Source organism: Pseudomonas sp. F(2018) (assembly GCF_005508865.1).
Lineage (GTDB): Bacteria > Pseudomonadota > Gammaproteobacteria > Pseudomonadales > Pseudomonadaceae > Aquipseudomonas.
Genome location: NZ_SCOM01000001.1, coordinates 833,870 through 852,336, shown reverse-complemented (window position 1 = coordinate 852,336; position 18,467 = coordinate 833,870). Strand labels below are relative to the sequence as shown.

The following is an 18,467-nucleotide window of genomic DNA, read 5'->3' as shown; positions in this document are numbered from 1 at the left end:
CAGACGCTTTATCGCGAAAGGCTCTAGATAGTCATTAATTCGCAATAAATCAGTCACTTGCCAATCCTGGCATGCCGCCTGCTATGGCCGACCCCGGTCAGCACAACGGCGTGTCTGCCAACTCAACCGACAACGACGTCACGGAACCCTTCCCCTTACCGGGAGCGCGGGTGCTGTGGCGTTTTTTTTTGCGTTAATTGGCTAACAGGAAAGACCTCCATGTGCATGAAACCGACCCTACTGTCGCTCGCCATCGCCTCCGCCACCCTCGCCCAGGGCGCCTTCGCCGCCGAGGACTTCAGCAACCTGTTCACCCAGGGCAAGCCGATCCTCGATGCCCGCTACCGCTTCGAGAACGTCGACCAGGAAAACGCCCTGCGTGACGCCAACGCCCAGACCCTGCGCACCCGCGCCGGCTTCCAGAGCGGCAAGTGGTACGGCCTGTCCGGCCTGATCGAGGTGGACAACGTCAGCCGCCTGGGCGACGCCGCCTACAACGACACCCGCAACGGCCAGCGCGAATACGCGGTGGTGGCCGACCCGGACGGCACCGAGGTCAACCAGGCCCTGCTGCGCTACGACCACAAGCTCGGCAGCGCCGTGCTCGGCCGTCAGCGCATCAACCTAGACAACCAGCGCTTCATCGGCAGCGTGGCCTGGCGCCAGAACGAGCAGACCTACGACGGCGCCCTGACCCAGCTCAAGCCGATCGACGGGCTGACCCTGAGCTACGCCTACATCGACCAGGTCAACACCATCTGGGGCCCGGAGAACGGCCGCTACGACAACCGCACCAATCCGGCCAACATCGACGGCCACAGCCACCTGGTCAACGCCCAGTACGTGTTCATGCCAGAGCTGACCGCCACCGCCTACAGCTACCTGCTGGACCTCGACAACATCGCCGTGGCGCCCACCGCCGCCGAGGGCACGCTGTCCAGCCAGACCAGCGGCCTGCGCCTGAATGGCGCCGTCGCTGGGGTCAGCTACGTGCTCGAATATGCCCAGCAGAAGGACTACGGCGACAACCCGCTGGACCTGGACAGCGAGTACTACCTGGCCGAACTCGGCTACACCCTCAAGGGCGTGCAGCTGAAGGCCGGCTACGAGGTGCTGGGCGGCGACAACGGCGGCGGCAACCGCGCCTTCCAGACCCCGCTGGCGACCAAGCACCTGTTCCAGGGCTGGGCCGACCAGTTCCTCACCACCCCGGCGGACGGCATCGAGGACGCCTACTTCGGCGTCACCGCGCCGCTGTTCGGCGGCACCCTGCAGGCCTGGTACCACGACTTCGCCACCGAGCAAGGCAGCGATGACTATGGCGACGAGATCGACCTGTCCTACGCCCACCCGATTCCCGGGGTGAAGGGCCTGGTCGGCCTGGTCAAGTACGCCACCTACGACTCCGCGGACGAGGCCCGCACCGTGGATACCGACAAGGTCTGGCTGCAGCTGCAGTACACCTACTGAGCCGCCTCGCGGCCTTCACCGGCGGCCCCGCAACGGGGCCATTGCAGCGCGCGGCCCGGCCGCGCGCCTTCGGAGGTATCCATGATGAGTCGTCTTGCCCTTCTGTTCGGCCTCGCCTGCGCCCTGCTCGGCCAGCCCGCCAGCGCCGCCATCGGCGATGCCGAAGCGATGAACCTGTCCGGCATGCAGCGCATGCTCAGCCAGCGCATCGCCAAGAGCTACCTGATGATCGGCGCCGAGGTGCGCAGCGACCAGGCCGTGCAGCAGCTGGATCAGAGCGTTGCGCGCTTCGAAAGCAACTACCAGGCGCTCAGCGAATACGCTCCCAGCGCCGAAATCACCGCGGCGCTGGAGCAGGTCGGGCTGACCTGGCAGCGCTACCGCGAGCTGGCCCTGTCGCGCCCCGAACCGCAGCAGGCGCTGAGCCTGTTGCAGCTCAGCGACCAGCTGCTGGCGCAGAGCGAGGCGCTGGTACAACTGATCGAGGCCCACACCGGCAACGCCGGCGCGCGCCTGGTCAACCGCAGCGGGCGCCAGCGCATGCTCAGCCAGCGTATCGCCAAGCTCTACCTGGCGCTGAGCTGGAAACTGCCGGCCGAGGGCCTGGAGCAGCAGCTGCAGCAGGCCACCACGGAATTCGAAGCGGCCCAGCAAGAGCTGCTGGCCGCCGAGCAGAACACCCCGCAGATCGCCGCCGCACTGAAGAAGGTCGAGGCCCAGTGGCGCTTCGCCCGCGCCGGCTTCCAGCTGTCCGCCGACTCGCGCTATGTGCCGACGGTGATCACCACCACCACCGAGACCCTGCTGTGGCAGATGAACGAGCTGACCAGCGCCTATGAGCAGGTGATGCAGCGCGAGTCCTAGCGTTCCTCGACGCCATAGGCCTTGAGCAAGGCCCGCAGACGGCCGTCGGCGCGGTAGCGCTGCAGGCCCTGCTCGAACAGCTCGACATAGCGAGCGCTGTCCGCGCGGGTCGGCGAGAAGGCCAGGTAGATCGGCACGTCCGGCTCGCGGCAGCCGGCCTCGCGCAGCTCACCACTGCGGCCGAGGTCGGCCAGGCGCGACTGGATCACCCAGCTGTTTTCCACCAAGGCGTCCAGGCGGCCATGGCGCAGCTTGGTCAGGTTGAGGTCGAGGGCGTTGTCGCCGGCGGCCACCTGCACCCGATCGCCGTCGCGGTGGGCGGCCACATAGGCATTGAGCGGCTCGCCGTAGCTGTAGTCGTTGATCACGCCCAGGCGCACCGGCGCCAGCGAGTCGACGCCGCCGAAGCGCCAGGTGGAATCCTGGCGGGTATAGAAGCAGTTGCGCGACATGGCCACCGGCGTGCGGGTGAACAGGAAGTCCGGGGCATCCTCATGGCCGGCGCCCACTGCGGCGTTGAGCTCGCCGCGACGCACCTCCTGCAGCACCCGCGCCCAGTTGCGCGTCTCGTAGCGCACGGCGATGCCGACCTCGGCGAAGATGTCGCGCGCCAGCTCGACGAAGATGCCCGGCCGTGGCGAGTCGGCCGCGCAGTTCACCGGGCACCAGAGATCGGCGGCGATGACCAGCGTTTCGTCACGCGCGCTGCCCGCCGGCGCAGGGCCAGCGAGCAAACTCAGGGCGAGAGCAAGGAGCGGCAGGCGACGGCGCGGCTGCATGCGGCGACCTCAAGGGGAACTTGGCACCCTTGTACCACCTCAGCCCTCGCTGCGCACCCTCTTCACCGCGTCCAGCCAGCCGGCGTAGAGCTTGCCCCGATGGGCGTCGGCCATGCGCGGGGCGAAGCGCTGCTGGCGATGCCAGTGGCTGGCCACTTCATCCAGATCGCGGTACAGCCCGGCCTGCAAGCCGGCCAGATAGGCCACGCCCAGGGCCGTGGTCTCGGTCACCACCGGACGCTCCACCGGCACGCCGAGGATGTCGGCGAGGAACTGCATGACCCAGTTGTTCACCACCATGCCGCCGTCCACACGCAGCGCGCTGGGCTCGGCGGCGCCATCCTGGCGCATGGCCTGGAGCAGGTCGCGGGTCTGGTAGCACACCGACTGCAAGCCGGCGGTGACGATCTCCTTGATCCCGGTGTCGCGGGTCAGGCCGAAGATCGCGCCACGCGCCTTGGGGTCCCAGTACGGCGCGCCGAGGCCGGTGAAGGCCGGCACCAGGTACACGCCGCAGGCATCACCGGTCTGCTCGGCGAGCAGCTCGGTGTCGCGGGCGTCGCTGATCAGCTTGATGCCGTCGCGCAGCCACTGCACGGCGGCGCCGGCGACGAAGATGCTGCCCTCCACCGCGTAGGTGACCTTGCCATTGAGACGGTAGCCGACGGTGGTCAGCAGGCGGTTCTTCGACACCACCGGCTTGTCGCCGGTGTTCTGGATCATGAAGCAGCCGGTGCCGTAGGTGCTCTTGACCATGCCGGGCTCGAAGCAGGTCTGGCCGATCAGCGCGGCCTGCTGGTCACCAGCCATGCCCAGCACCGGAATGCCGGCGCCTAGCAATGCCGGTTCGGTGACGCCGAAATCGGCGGCGCAATCCAGCACCTCCGGCAGCAGGCTGCGCGGGATGTCGAACAGCTGCAGCAGCTCGTCGTCCCACTGCTGGCTGTGGATGTTGAACAGCAGGGTGCGCGAGGCGTTGCTGGCGTCGGTGCGGTGCGACTTGCCATCGGTCAGGCGCCACAGCAGGAAGCAGTCCACGGTGCCGAAGCGCAGCTCGCCACGCTCGGCGCGCTCGCGGGCGCCGGGCACGTTGTCGAGAATCCAGCGCAGCTTGGTGGCGGAGAAATACGGGTCGATCAGCAGGCCGGTCTTGTCGGCCACCTTGGCCTCGTGGCCCTCGGCCTTGAGCCCGGCGCAGTAGTCGGCGGTACGCCGGTCCTGCCAGACGATGGCCGGGTGGATCGGCGAGCCGCTGACGGCATCCCACACCACGGTGGTCTCGCGCTGGTTGGTGATGCCGATGGCCAGCACCTCGTCGGCCTTCAGGCCCTTGCTGGCCAGGGCCTCACGACAGACCTTGAGGGTGGTCAGCCAGATCTCCTCGGCGTCGTGCTCGACCCAGCCGTCCTTGGGAAAGTACTGCTTGAACTCCTGCTGGGCGCTGGCCAGCGGCAAACCCTGGGCACTGAAGACGATGGCGCGGGAGCTGGTGGTGCCCTGGTCGATGGCAAGCAGGTATTGGGACATGCGCGTTTCCTTGTTGTTATGCGTGAGCTCCGCTCGGGAGCCGGATCATTCCCTGCCGATGGCGGCGAAGGTGCCCTGGGTGTGCAGGGCCAGCACCTCGGCCGCCAGCTCCACTTCCAGGCCACGGCGGCCGGCGCTGACATGGATGGTCGGGTACTGGCGTGCGGATTCGTCGATAAAGGTGCGCAGGCGCTTCTTCTGCCCCAGCGGGCTGATGCCGCCGACCAGATAGCCGGTGCTGCGCTGGGCCTGCTGCGGGTCGGCCATGTCGGCCTTCTTCGCCCCGGCGGCATGCGCCAGGGCCTTGAGGTCGAGACTGCCGGCCACCGGCACCACCGCCACCAGCAGCTCGCCCTTCTCGGTGGCGGCGAGCAGCGTCTTGAACACCCGTGCCGGCTCCAGGCCGAGCTTCTCGGCGGCCTCCAGGCCATAGGACGGGGCCTTGGGGTCGTGGTGGTAGCTGTGCACCTGGTGCTCGGCCTTGGCCTTTTTCAGCAGATCGATGGCAGGAGTCATGTTCGAATGTGAAAATCCCTGACGAAGGCGCGTACCTTAGCGGAAAAAACCTGGCGGGAGCAGCCCTCGCCGTCACACCGGGTGGCTACCGCGGATGGCTGGCCATAACAGTCGCCAGCAGGCGGCACCTCGCTATAATCCGCCGGCCGATAAAAAAGGAAAGCCCATGAGCCTCCCACCCCGCCAGCAGAGCATCCTCGAACGCGCCCGCGAGCGCGGCTACGTCAGTATCGAAGAGCTGGCCCAGGCCTTCGCCGTCACCCCGCAGACCATCCGCCGCGACATCAATCAGCTGGCCGAACAGGGCCTGCTGCGGCGCACCCATGGCGGCGCGGCGAGCGAGGCATCGAGCATCCAGAACACCGCCTACGCCATGCGCGCCGGGCAGATGCGCGACGAGAAGCAGCGCATCGCCGAGGCCATCGCCGCACAGATTCCCGACTACGCCTCGCTGTTCATCAGCATCGGCACCACCACCGAGGCCATCGCCCGCGCCCTGCTCGGCCGCAAGCACCTCAAGGTGATCACCAACAACCTGCACGTGGCCGCCACCCTGGCGGACAAGGCCGACTTCGAAGTGCTGGTGGCCGGCGGCAGCGTGCGCAGCGACGGCGGCGTGGTCGGCCAGGCGGCGGCTGACTTTATCCAGCAGTTCAAGGTCGACTTCGCCATCATGGGCATCAGCGGCATCGACGAGGACGGCAGCCTGCTGGACTTCGACTACCAGGAAGTGCGCGTCTCCCAGGCCATCATCGACAACGCCCGCCAGGTGCTGCTGGCCGCCGACTCCAGCAAGTTCGGGCGCAACGCCGTGGTGCGCCTGGGCTCCATCGCCCTGGTCGACCACATCTTCACCGACGCCCCGCCCTCCGCCGGCCTGAGCCGCCTGCTGGCCGAGCAGAAGATCCAGCTGCATATCGTCTGATCCCGCTCCGTAGCCCGGATGCAATCCGGGAACGGAGTCACCTGCCCTCCCGGATTGCATCCGGGCTACGCGCACCTCTCGTAACCCACGCTGCGCTTGTGCGAGCCATCTCGCCTTTCTGATGGTCGGCCGCCCTTCGGGCTGGCGAAAGCGCGCCTGCTCGGCTAGCATATTTTCGAAATCGAACATTCATAAGTTCACATTACAACTTACGGTGCCTTGCCATGTCGCTCAGTCAGACGCCCCCCATCGCTGAAATCTACGATCTGGCCGTGGTCGGTGGCGGCATCAACGGTGCCGGCATCGCCGCCGACGCGGCCGGCCGGGGCCTCTCGGTGTTCCTTTGCGAACGCGACGACCTGGCCCAGCACACCTCCTCCGCCAGCAGCAAACTGATCCACGGCGGCCTGCGCTACCTCGAACACTACGAATTCCGCCTGGTCCGCGAGGCACTGGCCGAGCGCGAAGTGCTGCTGGCGAAGGCCCCGCATATCGTCAAACCGATGCGCTTCATCCTGCCGCACCGCCCGCACCTGCGCCCGGCCTGGATGATCCGCGCCGGCCTGTTCCTCTACGACCACCTGGGCAAGCGCGAGAAGCTGCCGGGCTCCAACGGCGTGCGTTTCGGCGCCGGCAGCCCGCTGAAGGCCGAGATGGCGCACGGCTTCGAATACTCCGACTGCTGGGTGGACGATGCGCGCCTGGTGGTGCTCAACCTGATGGCCGCACGCGAACGCCACGCGCATATCCACACCCGCACCCGCTGCGTCAGCGCGCGGCGCAGCAAGGGTCTGTGGCATCTGCATCTGGAGCGCGCCGACGGCAGCCTGTTCTCGATCCGCGCCCGCGCCCTGGTCAACGCCGCCGGCCCCTGGGTGGCGCGTTTCATCCAGGACGACCTGAAGCAGAAGTCGCCCTACGGCATCCGCCTGATCCAGGGCAGCCACATCGTGGTGCCGCGCATCCACGAGGGCGAGCAGGCCTACATCCTGCAGAACGAGGACCAGCGCATCGTCTTCGTCATCCCCTGGCTGGAGCGCTTCAGCCTGATCGGCACCACCGATCGCGAGTACCAGGGCGACCCGGCCCAGGTCCGTATCAGCGAGGAAGAGACCGACTACCTGCTCAAGGTGGTCAACGCCCACTTCAAGCAGCAGCTGCAACGTAGCGACATCCTGCACACCTACTCCGGCGTGCGTCCGCTGTGCGACGACGAATCCGACGAGCCCTCGGCCGTGACCCGCGACTACACCCTGTCACTGTCCGGCGCGCCGGGCGAGGCGCCGCTGCTGTCAGTGTTCGGCGGCAAGCTGACCACCTACCGCAAGCTGGCCGAGTCGGCCATGAGCCAGCTCGCGCCCTACTTCCCGCGCCTGTGCCCGGCCTGGACCGACCAGGCGCCACTGCCCGGCGGCGAGAACATGGACAGCCGCGAGGCGCTGGTGGACAAGCTGATCGCTCGCTTCGGCTGGCTCGACCGCGAACTGGCCCAGCGCTGGGCCAGTACCTACGGCAGCCGCACCTGGCGCCTGCTGGACGGCCTGCAGTGGCAGAACGAGCTGGGCGAGCACCTGGGCGCCGGCCTATATACCCGCGAGGTGGACTACCTGCGCCGCGAGGAATGGGCCGTGGAGGCCGAGGACATCCTCTGGCGCCGCACCAAGCTCGGCCTGTTCATGACGCCCGGCCAGCAGGCCAAGCTGCGGGACTACCTGCAGGCCAGCCGTCAGCCACAGCCCCTGGCCAGCGCTCGCGCCATCTGATCAGAGCGGCGACTGCGCCCCACTCTCCTGCCGTTGGGCCAGCTGCGCGTCGTCCATGCGATGGGCGCGCAGGTGCGGCAGCACGGCGGCCAGCAGCGGCTCCTTGAACGCCGTCTGGAAGCGATGGGCCAGGCCCGGAATCAGCTTCAGCTCGCTGCCCTTTATATGGGCGGCCACGTGCACGCCGTGCATCACCGGCAACAGCGGATCGGCGGTGCCATGCACCACCAGAGTCGGCACCCGCAGGCGATTGAGCAGCTCCACCCGGCTCGGCTCGGCGAGGATCGCCAGGATCTGCCGCTGCACACCCTGGGGATTGAAGGCGCGGTCGTAGCTGTGCTCGGCCTCCGTCAGTAGCTGTGCGCGATCCACCGCCAGGCTCGGGCTGCCGAGTGCGGCCAGCAGGTCGGCCTGCTGCTCGATGGCCGCGGCGCGATCCGGCGCCTCGCGCCGCGCCAGCTGCTGCAGCAGGCGCGCATCCGGCTCCGGCAGGCCCGGCGCGCTGGAACTGGTCATCAGCAGAGTCAGGCTTTCCACCCGCCGTGGCGCCAGGTCGGCCATGTGCTGGGCGATCATCCCGCCCATGCTGGCGCCCAGCACGTGGAAGCGCTGCACGCCCAGCACATCCATCAGGCCCAGGGCATCACCGGCCATGTCGCGCAGCGAATAGGGCGCGGCGGCGCCGAGGCCCACCTGATAGCTGAGCAGCTCATAGCCCAGGTTCACCTCGGGAGCGGCGCCCGCCCAGGTCGACAGGCCGACGTCGCGATTGTCGAAACGGATCACCCGGAAACCCTGCTCGCACAGGCGCGCGAGCACCTCATCGGGCCAGTGGATCAGCTGGCCGCCGAGCCCCATGACCAGCAGCAGCGCCGGATCGCTGTCGCGGCCGATGCTCTGGTAAGCCAGACGCACCTCGCCGACATCCGCCATAGCGGTCGGCACCTGCAGATCGCAGCGAGAAGCCGCCAAGGACGACACGCCGCACAGCAGCGCGACGAAGAAGAGCAACGCACGCATCGAGAACACCCAGAACGCAGAACCCCAGTGAAGCGCGAGTCTGCGGATGTTCGTGCGTTGGCGCTGCCACAGTTCGATGACAATTTGATGAAGGGTGCCGAACGGTAGTGACTCGGCTTCAGAGCGGTTCCGTCGTCGCCGGCTGCTCGCGCGGCCAGACCAGGCTGAAGTGGGCGCCACCGAGGTTGGCGCTGCGGCCGACATGGGCGCGGCCGGCGTGCCAGTAGATGATCCGGCGTACGATGGACAGGCCCAGGCCGTGGCCGCCGGAGGCGCGGGTGCGGCTGTCGTCCAGGCGCAGGAAGGGGGTGAAGATGCGCTCCCAGGCGTCCTCGGGCACGCCGGGGCCGTCGTCCTCCACATCCACCCGGCAGCGCTCCGGACCAATGTTGTAGGTCAGGCGCACGCGGGTGTCGGCGTGGCGCATGGCGTTGCTCACCAGGTTCTGCAGGGCGCGGTGCAGGTAACGCGGCTCGGCCTCCACCAGGGCGCTGCCATCCGGTGCATCGCGGCATTGGCCACGGTCGACACGGATATCGGCACGCAGCGGCGCCAGCTCCTTGATCACCTGGTCGAGCAGCGCACGCAGGTCCACCCGCTGGTAGATCAGCTCCGGCGAGCCCTGCTCCAGGCGCGCATAGACCAGCATCTCGTCGACCAGCTTGTCCAGTTCCTGGATATCGCCGTCCATGCCGTCCATGTACTTGCGCCGCGCCTCGTCGCTGTCGGCGTCACCGACCATCTCCAGGCCGAAGCGCAGGCGCGCCACCGGCGTGCGCAGCTCGTGGGACACGGCGCGCACCATCTCGCGCTGCACGTTGAGCAGGCGCTGCAGCTGCTCGGCCATGGCGTTGAAGGTGGCGGCCAGGCGCCCCACCGAGTCGGCGCCCTGGGTCGGCGCGCGGGCATCCAGGCGGCCGCTGGCCAGGTGCGAGGCGGCGTTTTCCAGGGCCAGCAGACGGCGCTCCAGGCGCCGCACCAACAGATAGAGGATCAGCCCGGTGAGGGTCAGGCCGAGCACGCCGATCAGCACCAGCAGCTCGGTCGGATAGGGATTCATCTGGTAGATCGGGCCGACTTCCAGCACCCAGGGCGTGCCGACCATGCCGGCGATCACGCGGATCGAGTCGCCGCCCTTGCCCAGCGCCAGTACCGTGTCGCCCTCGTCCACCCGGCGCTGCTGGTCCTCGTCCAGGTCGACCTTCTCCAGGGTGACCAGGCGCAGGTCGAAGCCGAACTGCTTCTCCTCCTTGAGCGCGGCCAGGCGCCTGGGCTGCTCGACGATGGGGTAGCGCACCAGCTCGTCCATCAGCAGGTAGACGGTGGCGCGCGCCAGCTGCTCGCTGATCTGTTCCACCTCGGTGGTCAGCACCAGTTGCTGCTCGGCACTGACCAGCGCGTAGACACGCGCCGCGTGCGGGCCGGTCTGCTCCACCAGCACCTGGCCGCGCAGCAGACGCCCGCGTGTGCGGCCATCCAGCGGCTCGGCGGTCAGCTGCTGCAGCTCCAGCGACACGCCGATCAGCCGGCTCCAGGTCACCAGCGCCCGACGCCGGTCCACCTCCCCCATGGGTTGCAGGCTGTCCGCCATCAGGCGGAAGGTGCCGCGCGCCAGCTGCTCGCGGTACTGGTCGCTGCGCACCTCGTTGGTCAGCTGCAGGGCGCCGACGCCGAGCAGCGCAACCAGCACCAGGGCGGCGATGATGCCGCCATAGATGCGCAGGAAGATGGTGTTCATTGCAGCGCGCTGGCGGCCTCGGCGACGAACAGGTAGCCCTTGCTGCGCACAGTCTTGATCAGGCGCGGGTGCATCGGGTCGTCGCCGATCTTCGGGCGGATGCGCGAGATGCGCACGTCGATGGAGCGATCCTGGCCGTCGTACTCGATGCCTCGCAGGGCGGTGAAGATCTCCTCGCGGGAGAGAATGCGCCCGGCGTTCGCCACCAGCAGCCAGAGCAGGTCGAACTCGGCACTGGTCAGCTCGATGCCCTCGCCGCGCAACCAGGCCTCGCGCATGGCGCTGTCGATCACCAGCGGACCGAACTCCAGGCGCCGCTGGTTTTCCGCCGTCGGCGCCTCGGCCACGCCCTCACTGCGCCGCAACAGGGCACGGATGCGCGCCAGCAGCACACGCGGGCGCACCGGCTTGCACACATAGTCATCAGCGCCCATCTCCAGGCCGAGCACTTCGTCCATGTCGTCGGTACGCGCGGTGAGCATCAGGATCGGCCCGGCGAACTGGCCACGCACCTTGCGGCAGATGGACAGGCCATCCTCGCCCGGCAGCATCAGGTCGAGCACCACCAGGTCCGGCTGCTCCTTGAGGATGCGCGCCGCGGCCCGGGCGCCATCGGATTCGATCGCCACCTGCAGGCCATTGCCTTGCAGGTACTCCTGGGTCAACTCCGCCAGCCGCTGATCGTCCTCGACGATCAGGATTTGCCAGGCCTCTTGCTCCACGAATTCTCTCCAGCGGGAACGCCATAGTGGCGGCATTGTAACAACCGCGAACGGTTAGCACAGCGCATGCCAGAAACACTAGATATTGTGTTAGCTTCCACGCCCGCAGAATACTTTTCCCGGCCGGCAAACCCGCTCACCAGGGTCGACGAACGGTAGAAGCCAGGGTTCATGGGGCTTGCCGCGATTCCCGCGAATTTCACCCACAATTCACCCACAAGTTATCCACAGAATTGCCCCCCACCCTTCCCTTGCAATGCCCCCGTTAGCGCATTATCTTGTATCCCCATCGCGCCTCACACCTACATATGGTGTTTTTACGAGGCACCGGACACTAAGAAAAAAGAATGCAGAGGGGCCCGATCCGCTCGCTACCGGTAGCACTTCCCACACATCCGCCGCAGCGGTGGATGGTCGCGGCACGGACAGCGCAGCAAGCCCCCTAGATACGCCGAACAGGTACGCAGCCACAGGCGCCCACCACTATCCCTAGTGGTACAGCCTGCGGCCTCGTCACCGACTTTGGAGCCAGGAAGGCGCTTGAAGTCCGCGCCCTTACTGCCCCAAAGAATGCTTTTCTCGATGCCTGGCTGGAACGCCGGATTTCGTGACGTTTTTCAATGGAATGAACACAAGGCACCTCAGGTGTCCAAACCAATTAGAAGTGGAGAACCTCATGCACACCGACACAACTCGCGAGAACCCGCAGGCCGTGGCGCCGCAGGCAGCCGAATCCAGTCAGGATCTGGCCGCCACCGCCCCGGGCCAGCTGCGCGTGATCAAGCGCAACGGCACCGTCGTCCCCTACACCGACGACAAGATCACCGTGGCCATCACCAAGGCGTTCCTCGCAGTTGAAGGCGGCAATGCCGCCGCCTCGTCGCGTATCCATGAGACCGTCGCGCGCCTGACCGAGCAGGTCACCGCCACCTTCAAGCGCCGCATGCCGTCCGGCGGCACCATCCACATCGAAGAGATCCAGGACCAGGTCGAACTGTCCCTGATGCGCGCCGGCGAGCAGAAGGTCGCCCGCGACTACGTGATCTACCGCGAAGCCCAGGCCAGCAAGCGCAAGAGCGCCAGCGACGACGTGGCCCAGCCGCACCCGAGCATCCGCGTCACCAAGGCCGACGGCAGTGTGCAGCCGCTGGACATGGGCCGCCTGCAGACCATCATCCGCGAGGCCTGCGAAGGCCTGGCCGAAGTCGACGGCTCGCTGATCGAGTCCGAAACCCTGAAGAACCTGTACGACGGCGTGGCCGAGAAGGACGTCAACACCGCCCTGGTGATGACCGCCCGTACCCTGGTCGAGCGCGAGCCGAACTACTCCTACGTCACCGCCCGCCTGCTGATGGACAACATCCGCGCCGAGGCCCTGGGCTTCCTCGACATCGCCAGCAGCGCCACTCACCACGAGATGGCCGACCTCTACGCCAAGGCCTTGCCGGCCTACGTCGAGAAAGGTTCCGAGTTCGAGCTGATCGACGCCAAGCTGAAAGAGTACGACCTGGAGAAACTGGGCCGCGCCATCAACCACGAGCGCGACCAGCAGTTCACCTACCTGGGCCTGCAGACCCTGTACGACCGCTACTTCATCCACAAGGACGGCATCCGCTTCGAGCTGCCGCAGGTGTTCTTCATGCGCGTGGCCATGGGCCTGGCCATCGAAGAGCCGAAGAACCGTGAAGAACGCGCCATCGAGTTCTACAACCTGCTGTCCTCGTTCGACTACATGGCGTCGACCCCGACCCTGTTCAACGCTGGCACCCTGCGCCCGCAGCTGTCCTCGTGCTACCTGACCACCGTGCCGGACGACCTGTCGGGCATCTACGGCGCCATCCACGACAACGCCATGCTGTCCAAATTCGCCGGCGGCCTGGGCAACGACTGGACTCCGGTGCGTGCGCTGGGCTCCTACATCAAGGGCACCAACGGCAAATCCCAGGGCGTCGTACCCTTCCTGAAAGTGGTCAACGACACCGCCGTGGCCGTGAACCAGGGCGGCAAGCGCAAGGGCGCCGTGTGCGCCTACCTGGAAACCTGGCACCTGGACATCGAGGAATTCCTCGAGCTGCGCAAGAACACCGGTGACGATCGCCGCCGTACCCACGACATGAACACCGCGAACTGGATTCCGGACCTGTTCATGAAGCGCGTGTTCGACGACGGCCAGTGGACCCTGTTCAGCCCGTCCGAAGTGCCGGACCTGCACGACCTGACCGGCAAGGCCTTCGAAGAGCGCTACGAGTACTACGAAGCCCTGATCCAGTACGGCAAGATCAAGGTCTTCAAGACCATCGCCGCCAAAGACCTGTGGCGCAAGATGCTGTCCATGCTGTTCGAAACCGGCCACCCGTGGCTGACCTTCAAGGACCCGTGCAACCTGCGCAGCCCGCAGCAACACGTGGGCGTGGTACACAGCTCCAACCTGTGCACCGAGATCACCCTGAACACCAACAAGGACGAGATCGCCGTCTGCAACCTGGGCTCGATCAACCTGGTCAACCACATCGTCGACGGCAAGCTGGACACCGAGAAACTCGGCCGCACCGTGAAGACCGCTGTGCGCATGCTCGATAACGTCATCGACATCAACTACTACAGCGTGCCGCAGGCGAAGAACTCCAACCTCAAGCACCGTCCGGTCGGCCTCGGCCTGATGGGCTTCCAGGACGCCCTGTACCTGCAGCACATCGCCTACGGCTCCGACGCGGCCATCGAGTTCGCCGACAAGTCCATGGAAGCGATCAGCTACTACGCGATCCAGGCTTCCTGTGACCTGGCCGACGAGCGTGGCGCTTACTCCACCTTCGAAGGCTCCCTGTGGTCCAAGGGCATCCTGCCGCTGGACTCCCAGCAGATCCTGATCGAGGCCCGTGGCCAGAAGTACATCGACGTCGACCTGAGCGAGTCGCTGGACTGGGCGCCGATCCGCGAGCGCGTGAAGAAAGGCATCCGTAACTCCAACATCATGGCCATCGCGCCGACCGCGACCATCTCCAACATCATTGGCGTGTCGCAGTCGATCGAACCGACCTACCAGAACCTGTACGTGAAATCGAACCTCTCCGGCGAGTTCACCGTGATCAACCCCTACCTGGTTCGCGACCTGAAGAACCGCGGCCTGTGGGACAGCGTCATGGTCAACGACCTGAAGTACTACGACGGTTCCGTACAGCAAATCGAGCGCATCCCGCAGGACCTGAAAGACCTGTACGCCACCGCGTTCGAAGTGGAAACCAAGTGGATCGTCGATGCCGCCAGCCGTCGCCAGAAGTGGATCGACCAGGCTCAGTCGCTGAACCTGTACATCGCCGGCGCCTCGGGCAAGAAGCTGGACGTGACCTACCGCATGGCCTGGTTCCGTGGTCTGAAAACCACCTACTACCTCCGTGCCCTGGCCGCCACCAGCACCGAGAAATCCACCATCAACACCGGCAAGCTCAACGCCGTGTCCAGTGGTGCGATCGACGAGGGCAACTTCGCTGCTCCGGCCGGTCCGGCTCCAGTGCCAAAAGCCTGTGCCATCGACCAGCCCGACTGCGAAGCGTGCCAATAAGCGCACGAATCTGAGCGGCGCCCGCGTTGTTGCCCGGCAGGTCCGCCCCCATCACGTGCAGTAGCACGCTCAGGGGCTCGGACCAGCCAGGCGCCTAGCGCTCACTCGCTCAGCTTCGCGCTTGCACCGAGTTGCCGAGGCTAAAAGCCAAAAGCAACTCGGACAGTTTGTTTCCCCTTTCCCCTCGGGAGAGGGGCCAGGGGTGAGGGAAACCAGCCCCACGAACACTCCCCTCGCCCGCTCTGCGGGCCTGGGCGCCACCGACGGGTGGCAGGGTTTAACCCTTGCGTGCAGATCGCAACGGAACATAATCAGAATTACTGGACATTCATACAGGCCGAACAGAAACACGGCCCGATGACCAAGCAGGAGACCACCATGCTCAGCTGGGACGAATTCGATAAGGAAGATGCCACCGAAGCGGCCGCCAAGCCTGCCGCTCCCGTAGTCGGCGCCGCCATCGACAAACTGGACGACGAAGCCGCCGGCTCCGTGGAAGACGCCCGCGCCGTATCGGCCGACGACTCCGACGCCGTCGCCCGCGCCAAGAAGGCCCTGAACGACCTGGACATCCAGGAAGGTCTGGACGATCTGGAAGGCTCCGCCGCCCGCGTACACGTCGGCGACAAGCAGATGATCAACGCCCGCGCCGACCTCAACCAGCTCGTACCCTTCAAGTACGACTGGGCCTGGCAGAAGTATCTGGATGGTTGCGCCAACCACTGGATGCCGCAGGAAGTGAACATGAACGCCGACATCGCTCTGTGGAAGAGCAAGGACGGCCTCAGCGACGACGAGCGCCGCATCGTCATGCGCAACCTCGGCTTCTTCTCCACCGCCGACAGCCTGGTTGCCAACAACCTGGTGCTGGCCGTGTACCGCCTGATCACCAATCCCGAGTGCCGCCAGTACATCCTGCGCCAGGCCTTCGAGGAAGCGATCCACACCCACGCCTACCAGTACTGCATCGAGTCGCTGGGCATGGATGAAGGCGAGATCTTCAACATGTACCACGAGATCCCGAGCGTCGCGAAGAAGGCCTCCTGGGGCCTCAAGTACACCCGCTCGATCTCCGACCCGCAGTTCCAGACCGGCACCCCGGAAACCGACCGCCAGTTCCTGCGCAACCTGATCGCCTACTACTGCGTACTGGAAGGCATCTTCTTCTACTGCGGCTTCACCCAGATCCTCTCCATGGGCCGCCGCAACAAGATGACCGGCACCGCCGAGCAGTTCCAGTACATCCTGCGCGACGAGTCCATGCACCTGAACTTCGGTATCGACGTGATCAACCAGATCAAGATCGAGAACCCGCATCTGTGGGACGCCCAGATGAAGGACGAAGCGACCCAGATGATCCTGCAGGGCACCCAGCTGGAGATCGAATACGCTCGCGACACTATGCCGCGCGGCGTACTGGGCATGAACGCGGCCATGATGGAGGACTACCTCAAGTTCATCGCCAACCGCCGCCTGACCCAGATCGGCCTGAAAGAGGAATACCCGGGCACCAGCAACCCGTTCCCGTGGATGAGCGAGATCATGGACCTGAAGAAAGAGAAGAACTTCTTCGAGACTCGCGTAATCGAGTATCAGACTGGTGGTGCGTTGAGCTGGGATTAATTCCTAGGTCTAGGCCGTTAGGACACATTACAAGCGCTTTACCTGAGTACGGATGTTCGGGGTAGCGAGAGAAACTAAAAGCCCCGCCTAGTGCGGGGCTTTTTTATAGAGCAAAAAACAGCAGCAGGATGCGATTAACATAAACGCAAGGACAAATAATGCGCAGTTTAATTCTTTTACTGGAGTCCCTCGAAAAGCTAAAGGAGCGAGACTACGAAAAAGAACAGCAGCTCTTCTCAGAGCTTGAAAAGCTTCCAAAGGAGCCCGCCATAGAATTCCTGATCGAATACGCAAGATCTGCAAGCGAAAGGAATTTCCTGATCATCCAACATGCACTTGTAGCGTGTAACACTTCAGCAGAAAAACTGCTTCTCTTATCATCAGAAGCCTTCCCGCTTGGTGAGATTGCGAAAAATTCGCTGTTCATCACCTACACAGAAGAGGCAGTTCCAACTCTTATAAAGATTACAAAATCCAAGTCATCAGATGACGCCAGCTCAGCATACAGGACACTTGGAAATATAAGCTCACCTAATGTTCAGAAAATACTTTTCCATGGACTGAAACACCGCTCGAACACCGTTCGCAGCGCAGCGATTGATAGCATCCGAATACAAGCCGACGAGACCTGGACACAAGACATCATTCAAGCCATAACCTTGCTAAGCGCTGAATCCAGGGAGAAGAAGAAGGATAACAGCGAAGCAATTAACGCACTAAGGAGTATTTTGGTTGGTTCCGTAAAACCAAAATCAAATCCCGCACTTTTGGCCGCACTAAAAAGTCAATACGCCGAGGTTCTAAAAGTTGCTATTTCAGCCCTAGGAGCAACCAAGGACAAGTCTGCGACCCAGCCACTACTCGACCTAATGAAAGCCCCTAGCCAAGGGCTTGAGCGCGAGTTCTATACTCACTCAATCAGTAAAGATTTGCAGACAGACATCCTTCACGCACTTGCCAATATCGGCGATCCTGCCAGCATCTCTGATATAACGAAACTCCCTCCAAGCATGCAAACTGCACTTGCACTGGCCAAAATTCAAGCCCCTGAAGCTATTCCGGCAATAATTAAAGAACTAGAAAAATCCCGTACTCCACGAGACACCACTGATTTAACCGATGCACTAATCCAACTTAAGAATCTAGACGCCAAGTCAGAGCTAACGAAATCGCTGGAATCAGAATTCGTTAACGTTCGCCAAGCCGCCGCGTTAACGCTCTATGAAACCAACACTGATTGCGTAGCCACTCTTGAAGAACTGCTAAGTGAACCAAGTGCTGACATAGTACGAGTTGCAAAAACCTTGATTAAGCTAGGCAACCCCAAAGGATTTCCTGCTCTGGCTGCTGCGATTGCGGACACTGATGGAATCTTCCGCAGAGGGTACTCGGTCATCAAAGCTTGTGAAGAAATACCAGGCCCTGAATCAAGGGAGTTACTGTTATATCTTTTAGAGCACAGCCCACGCGATAAAATCCACTACATCAGAGATGCTATAAAAACACAATCCAAATTAAGCGAATCCCCTAAATAGCTTTCCATTCTTTTTTTGAAGTCAATCCGCTAACAGAAATGGCCTAATTTATTTTCTAAACCACTGAGCTAAACGAGTTCTCTCCTTTCGCCCTACGGCGAGTCACTTTCTCTTGCGTGCCCAAGAGAAAGTAACCAAAGAGAAGGGCACCCCGAAATCCGGGTCTCGCTACGCTCGACTCCCCTCCTTCCGGGGACTCGGGCTCCGAGTTGCTTGATGGTTTCTCTGAGCGCTGCGCGCCCCTGATGGAGTTCGCAGGAATTGCTTTGTAGGGTGGTCTCGCCGCAGGCAGCCCACCACACCGGAACGGTGTACTGCCCTTCGGGCGAGTAACACCCTACAGAAACAACACCGTGCCCTCAGGCAACGCCAAACGCCCCTTCAGGAGGGTGAGCGGAATCGTTGTGTAGAGGGGTGAGCCGCATG

At 64.2% G+C, this 18,467-nt stretch carries 13 protein-coding genes; 7 read left to right on the top strand and 6 right to left on the bottom strand.

What is annotated here, in order from left to right:
• The first annotated feature begins 225 nt into the window (after window positions 1-225).
• Together FFS62_RS04230 and FFS62_RS04225 are read left to right on the top strand one after the other, a co-directional pair.
• On the top strand, window positions 226-1,470 hold the full coding sequence (locus FFS62_RS04230) for an alginate export family protein (protein ID WP_137971551.1): 1,245 nt from the start codon (window positions 226-228) through the stop codon (window positions 1,468-1,470).
• Between the two features lie 84 nt (window positions 1,471-1,554).
• Window positions 1,555-2,334 carry a type IV pili methyl-accepting chemotaxis transducer N-terminal domain-containing protein gene (locus FFS62_RS04225; RefSeq protein ID WP_256662110.1) on the top strand — a complete coding sequence of 260 codons (780 nt, stop codon included), beginning with the start codon at window positions 1,555-1,557 and terminating at the stop codon, window positions 2,332-2,334.
• Here FFS62_RS04225 and FFS62_RS04220 read toward each other — a convergent pair.
• From FFS62_RS04220 to ybaK, 3 genes are read right to left on the bottom strand one after another with little or no spacing between them, the layout of a single operon-like run.
• Entirely contained in the window at window positions 2,331-3,113 is a 783-nt protein-coding gene (locus FFS62_RS04220) for an ABC transporter substrate-binding protein (RefSeq protein ID WP_137971549.1), read from the bottom strand. The two genes, FFS62_RS04225 and FFS62_RS04220, sit on opposite strands and share 4 nt — an antisense overlap.
• Window positions 3,114-3,152: 39 nt before the next feature.
• Window positions 3,153-4,640 (bottom strand): glycerol kinase GlpK, encoded by a 1,488-nt coding sequence (gene glpK, locus FFS62_RS04215; protein WP_137971548.1) that lies wholly within the window; start codon window positions 4,638-4,640, stop codon window positions 3,153-3,155.
• 45 nt (window positions 4,641-4,685) lie between these two features.
• Complete coding sequence (ybaK, locus tag FFS62_RS04210; protein ID WP_137971547.1) at window positions 4,686-5,156, bottom strand: Cys-tRNA(Pro) deacylase; 471 nt, start codon at window positions 5,154-5,156, stop codon at window positions 4,686-4,688.
• A gap of 166 nt (window positions 5,157-5,322) precedes the next feature.
• On the opposite strand from ybaK, the gene FFS62_RS04205 reads away from it, so the two are divergent.
• Entirely contained in the window at window positions 5,323-6,081 is a 759-nt protein-coding gene (locus FFS62_RS04205; RefSeq protein ID WP_137971546.1) for a DeoR/GlpR family DNA-binding transcription regulator, read from the top strand.
• Window positions 6,082-6,305: 224 nt separating this feature from the next.
• On the top strand, window positions 6,306-7,844 hold the full coding sequence (gene glpD, locus FFS62_RS04200; RefSeq protein ID WP_137971545.1) for a glycerol-3-phosphate dehydrogenase: 1,539 nt from the start codon (window positions 6,306-6,308) through the stop codon (window positions 7,842-7,844).
• Here the strand turns inward: glpD and FFS62_RS04195 are convergent, their stop codons facing one another.
• The 3 genes from FFS62_RS04195 to FFS62_RS04185 all read right to left on the bottom strand — a co-directional run bounded on the left by FFS62_RS04195 (window position 7,845) and on the right by FFS62_RS04185 (window position 11,324).
• Window positions 7,845-8,864 (bottom strand): alpha/beta fold hydrolase, encoded by a 1,020-nt coding sequence (locus FFS62_RS04195; protein WP_137971544.1) that lies wholly within the window; start codon window positions 8,862-8,864, stop codon window positions 7,845-7,847. It abuts the gene before it with no gap.
• Window positions 8,865-8,982: 118 nt separating this feature from the next.
• The gene (locus tag FFS62_RS04190) at window positions 8,983-10,602 is read right to left on the bottom strand and encodes an ATP-binding protein (protein ID WP_137971543.1); all 1,620 of its coding nucleotides are present in this window, start codon (window positions 10,600-10,602) and stop codon (window positions 8,983-8,985) included.
• Complete coding sequence (locus tag FFS62_RS04185) at window positions 10,599-11,324, bottom strand: winged helix-turn-helix domain-containing protein (RefSeq protein WP_137971542.1); 726 nt, start codon at window positions 11,322-11,324, stop codon at window positions 10,599-10,601. Before FFS62_RS04185 ends, FFS62_RS04190 begins: the two co-directional genes overlap by 4 nt.
• Before the next feature lie 676 nt (window positions 11,325-12,000).
• Between FFS62_RS04185 and FFS62_RS04180 the strand changes: the two genes are divergently transcribed.
• The 3 genes from FFS62_RS04180 to FFS62_RS04170 all read left to right on the top strand — a co-directional run bounded on the left by FFS62_RS04180 (window position 12,001) and on the right by FFS62_RS04170 (window position 18,041).
• Window positions 12,001-14,883, top strand: a complete 2,883-nt coding sequence (locus FFS62_RS04180; RefSeq protein WP_137971541.1) for a ribonucleoside-diphosphate reductase subunit alpha — start codon at window positions 12,001-12,003, stop codon at window positions 14,881-14,883.
• A gap of 378 nt (window positions 14,884-15,261) precedes the next feature.
• Window positions 15,262-16,506 carry a ribonucleotide-diphosphate reductase subunit beta gene (locus FFS62_RS04175; RefSeq protein ID WP_137972223.1) on the top strand — a complete coding sequence of 415 codons (1,245 nt, stop codon included), beginning with the start codon at window positions 15,262-15,264 and terminating at the stop codon, window positions 16,504-16,506.
• 158 nt (window positions 16,507-16,664) lie between these two features.
• Window positions 16,665-18,041 (top strand): HEAT repeat domain-containing protein, encoded by a 1,377-nt coding sequence (locus tag FFS62_RS04170; RefSeq protein ID WP_137971540.1) that lies wholly within the window; start codon window positions 16,665-16,667, stop codon window positions 18,039-18,041.
• The last annotated feature ends 426 nt before the right edge of the window (window positions 18,042-18,467 follow it).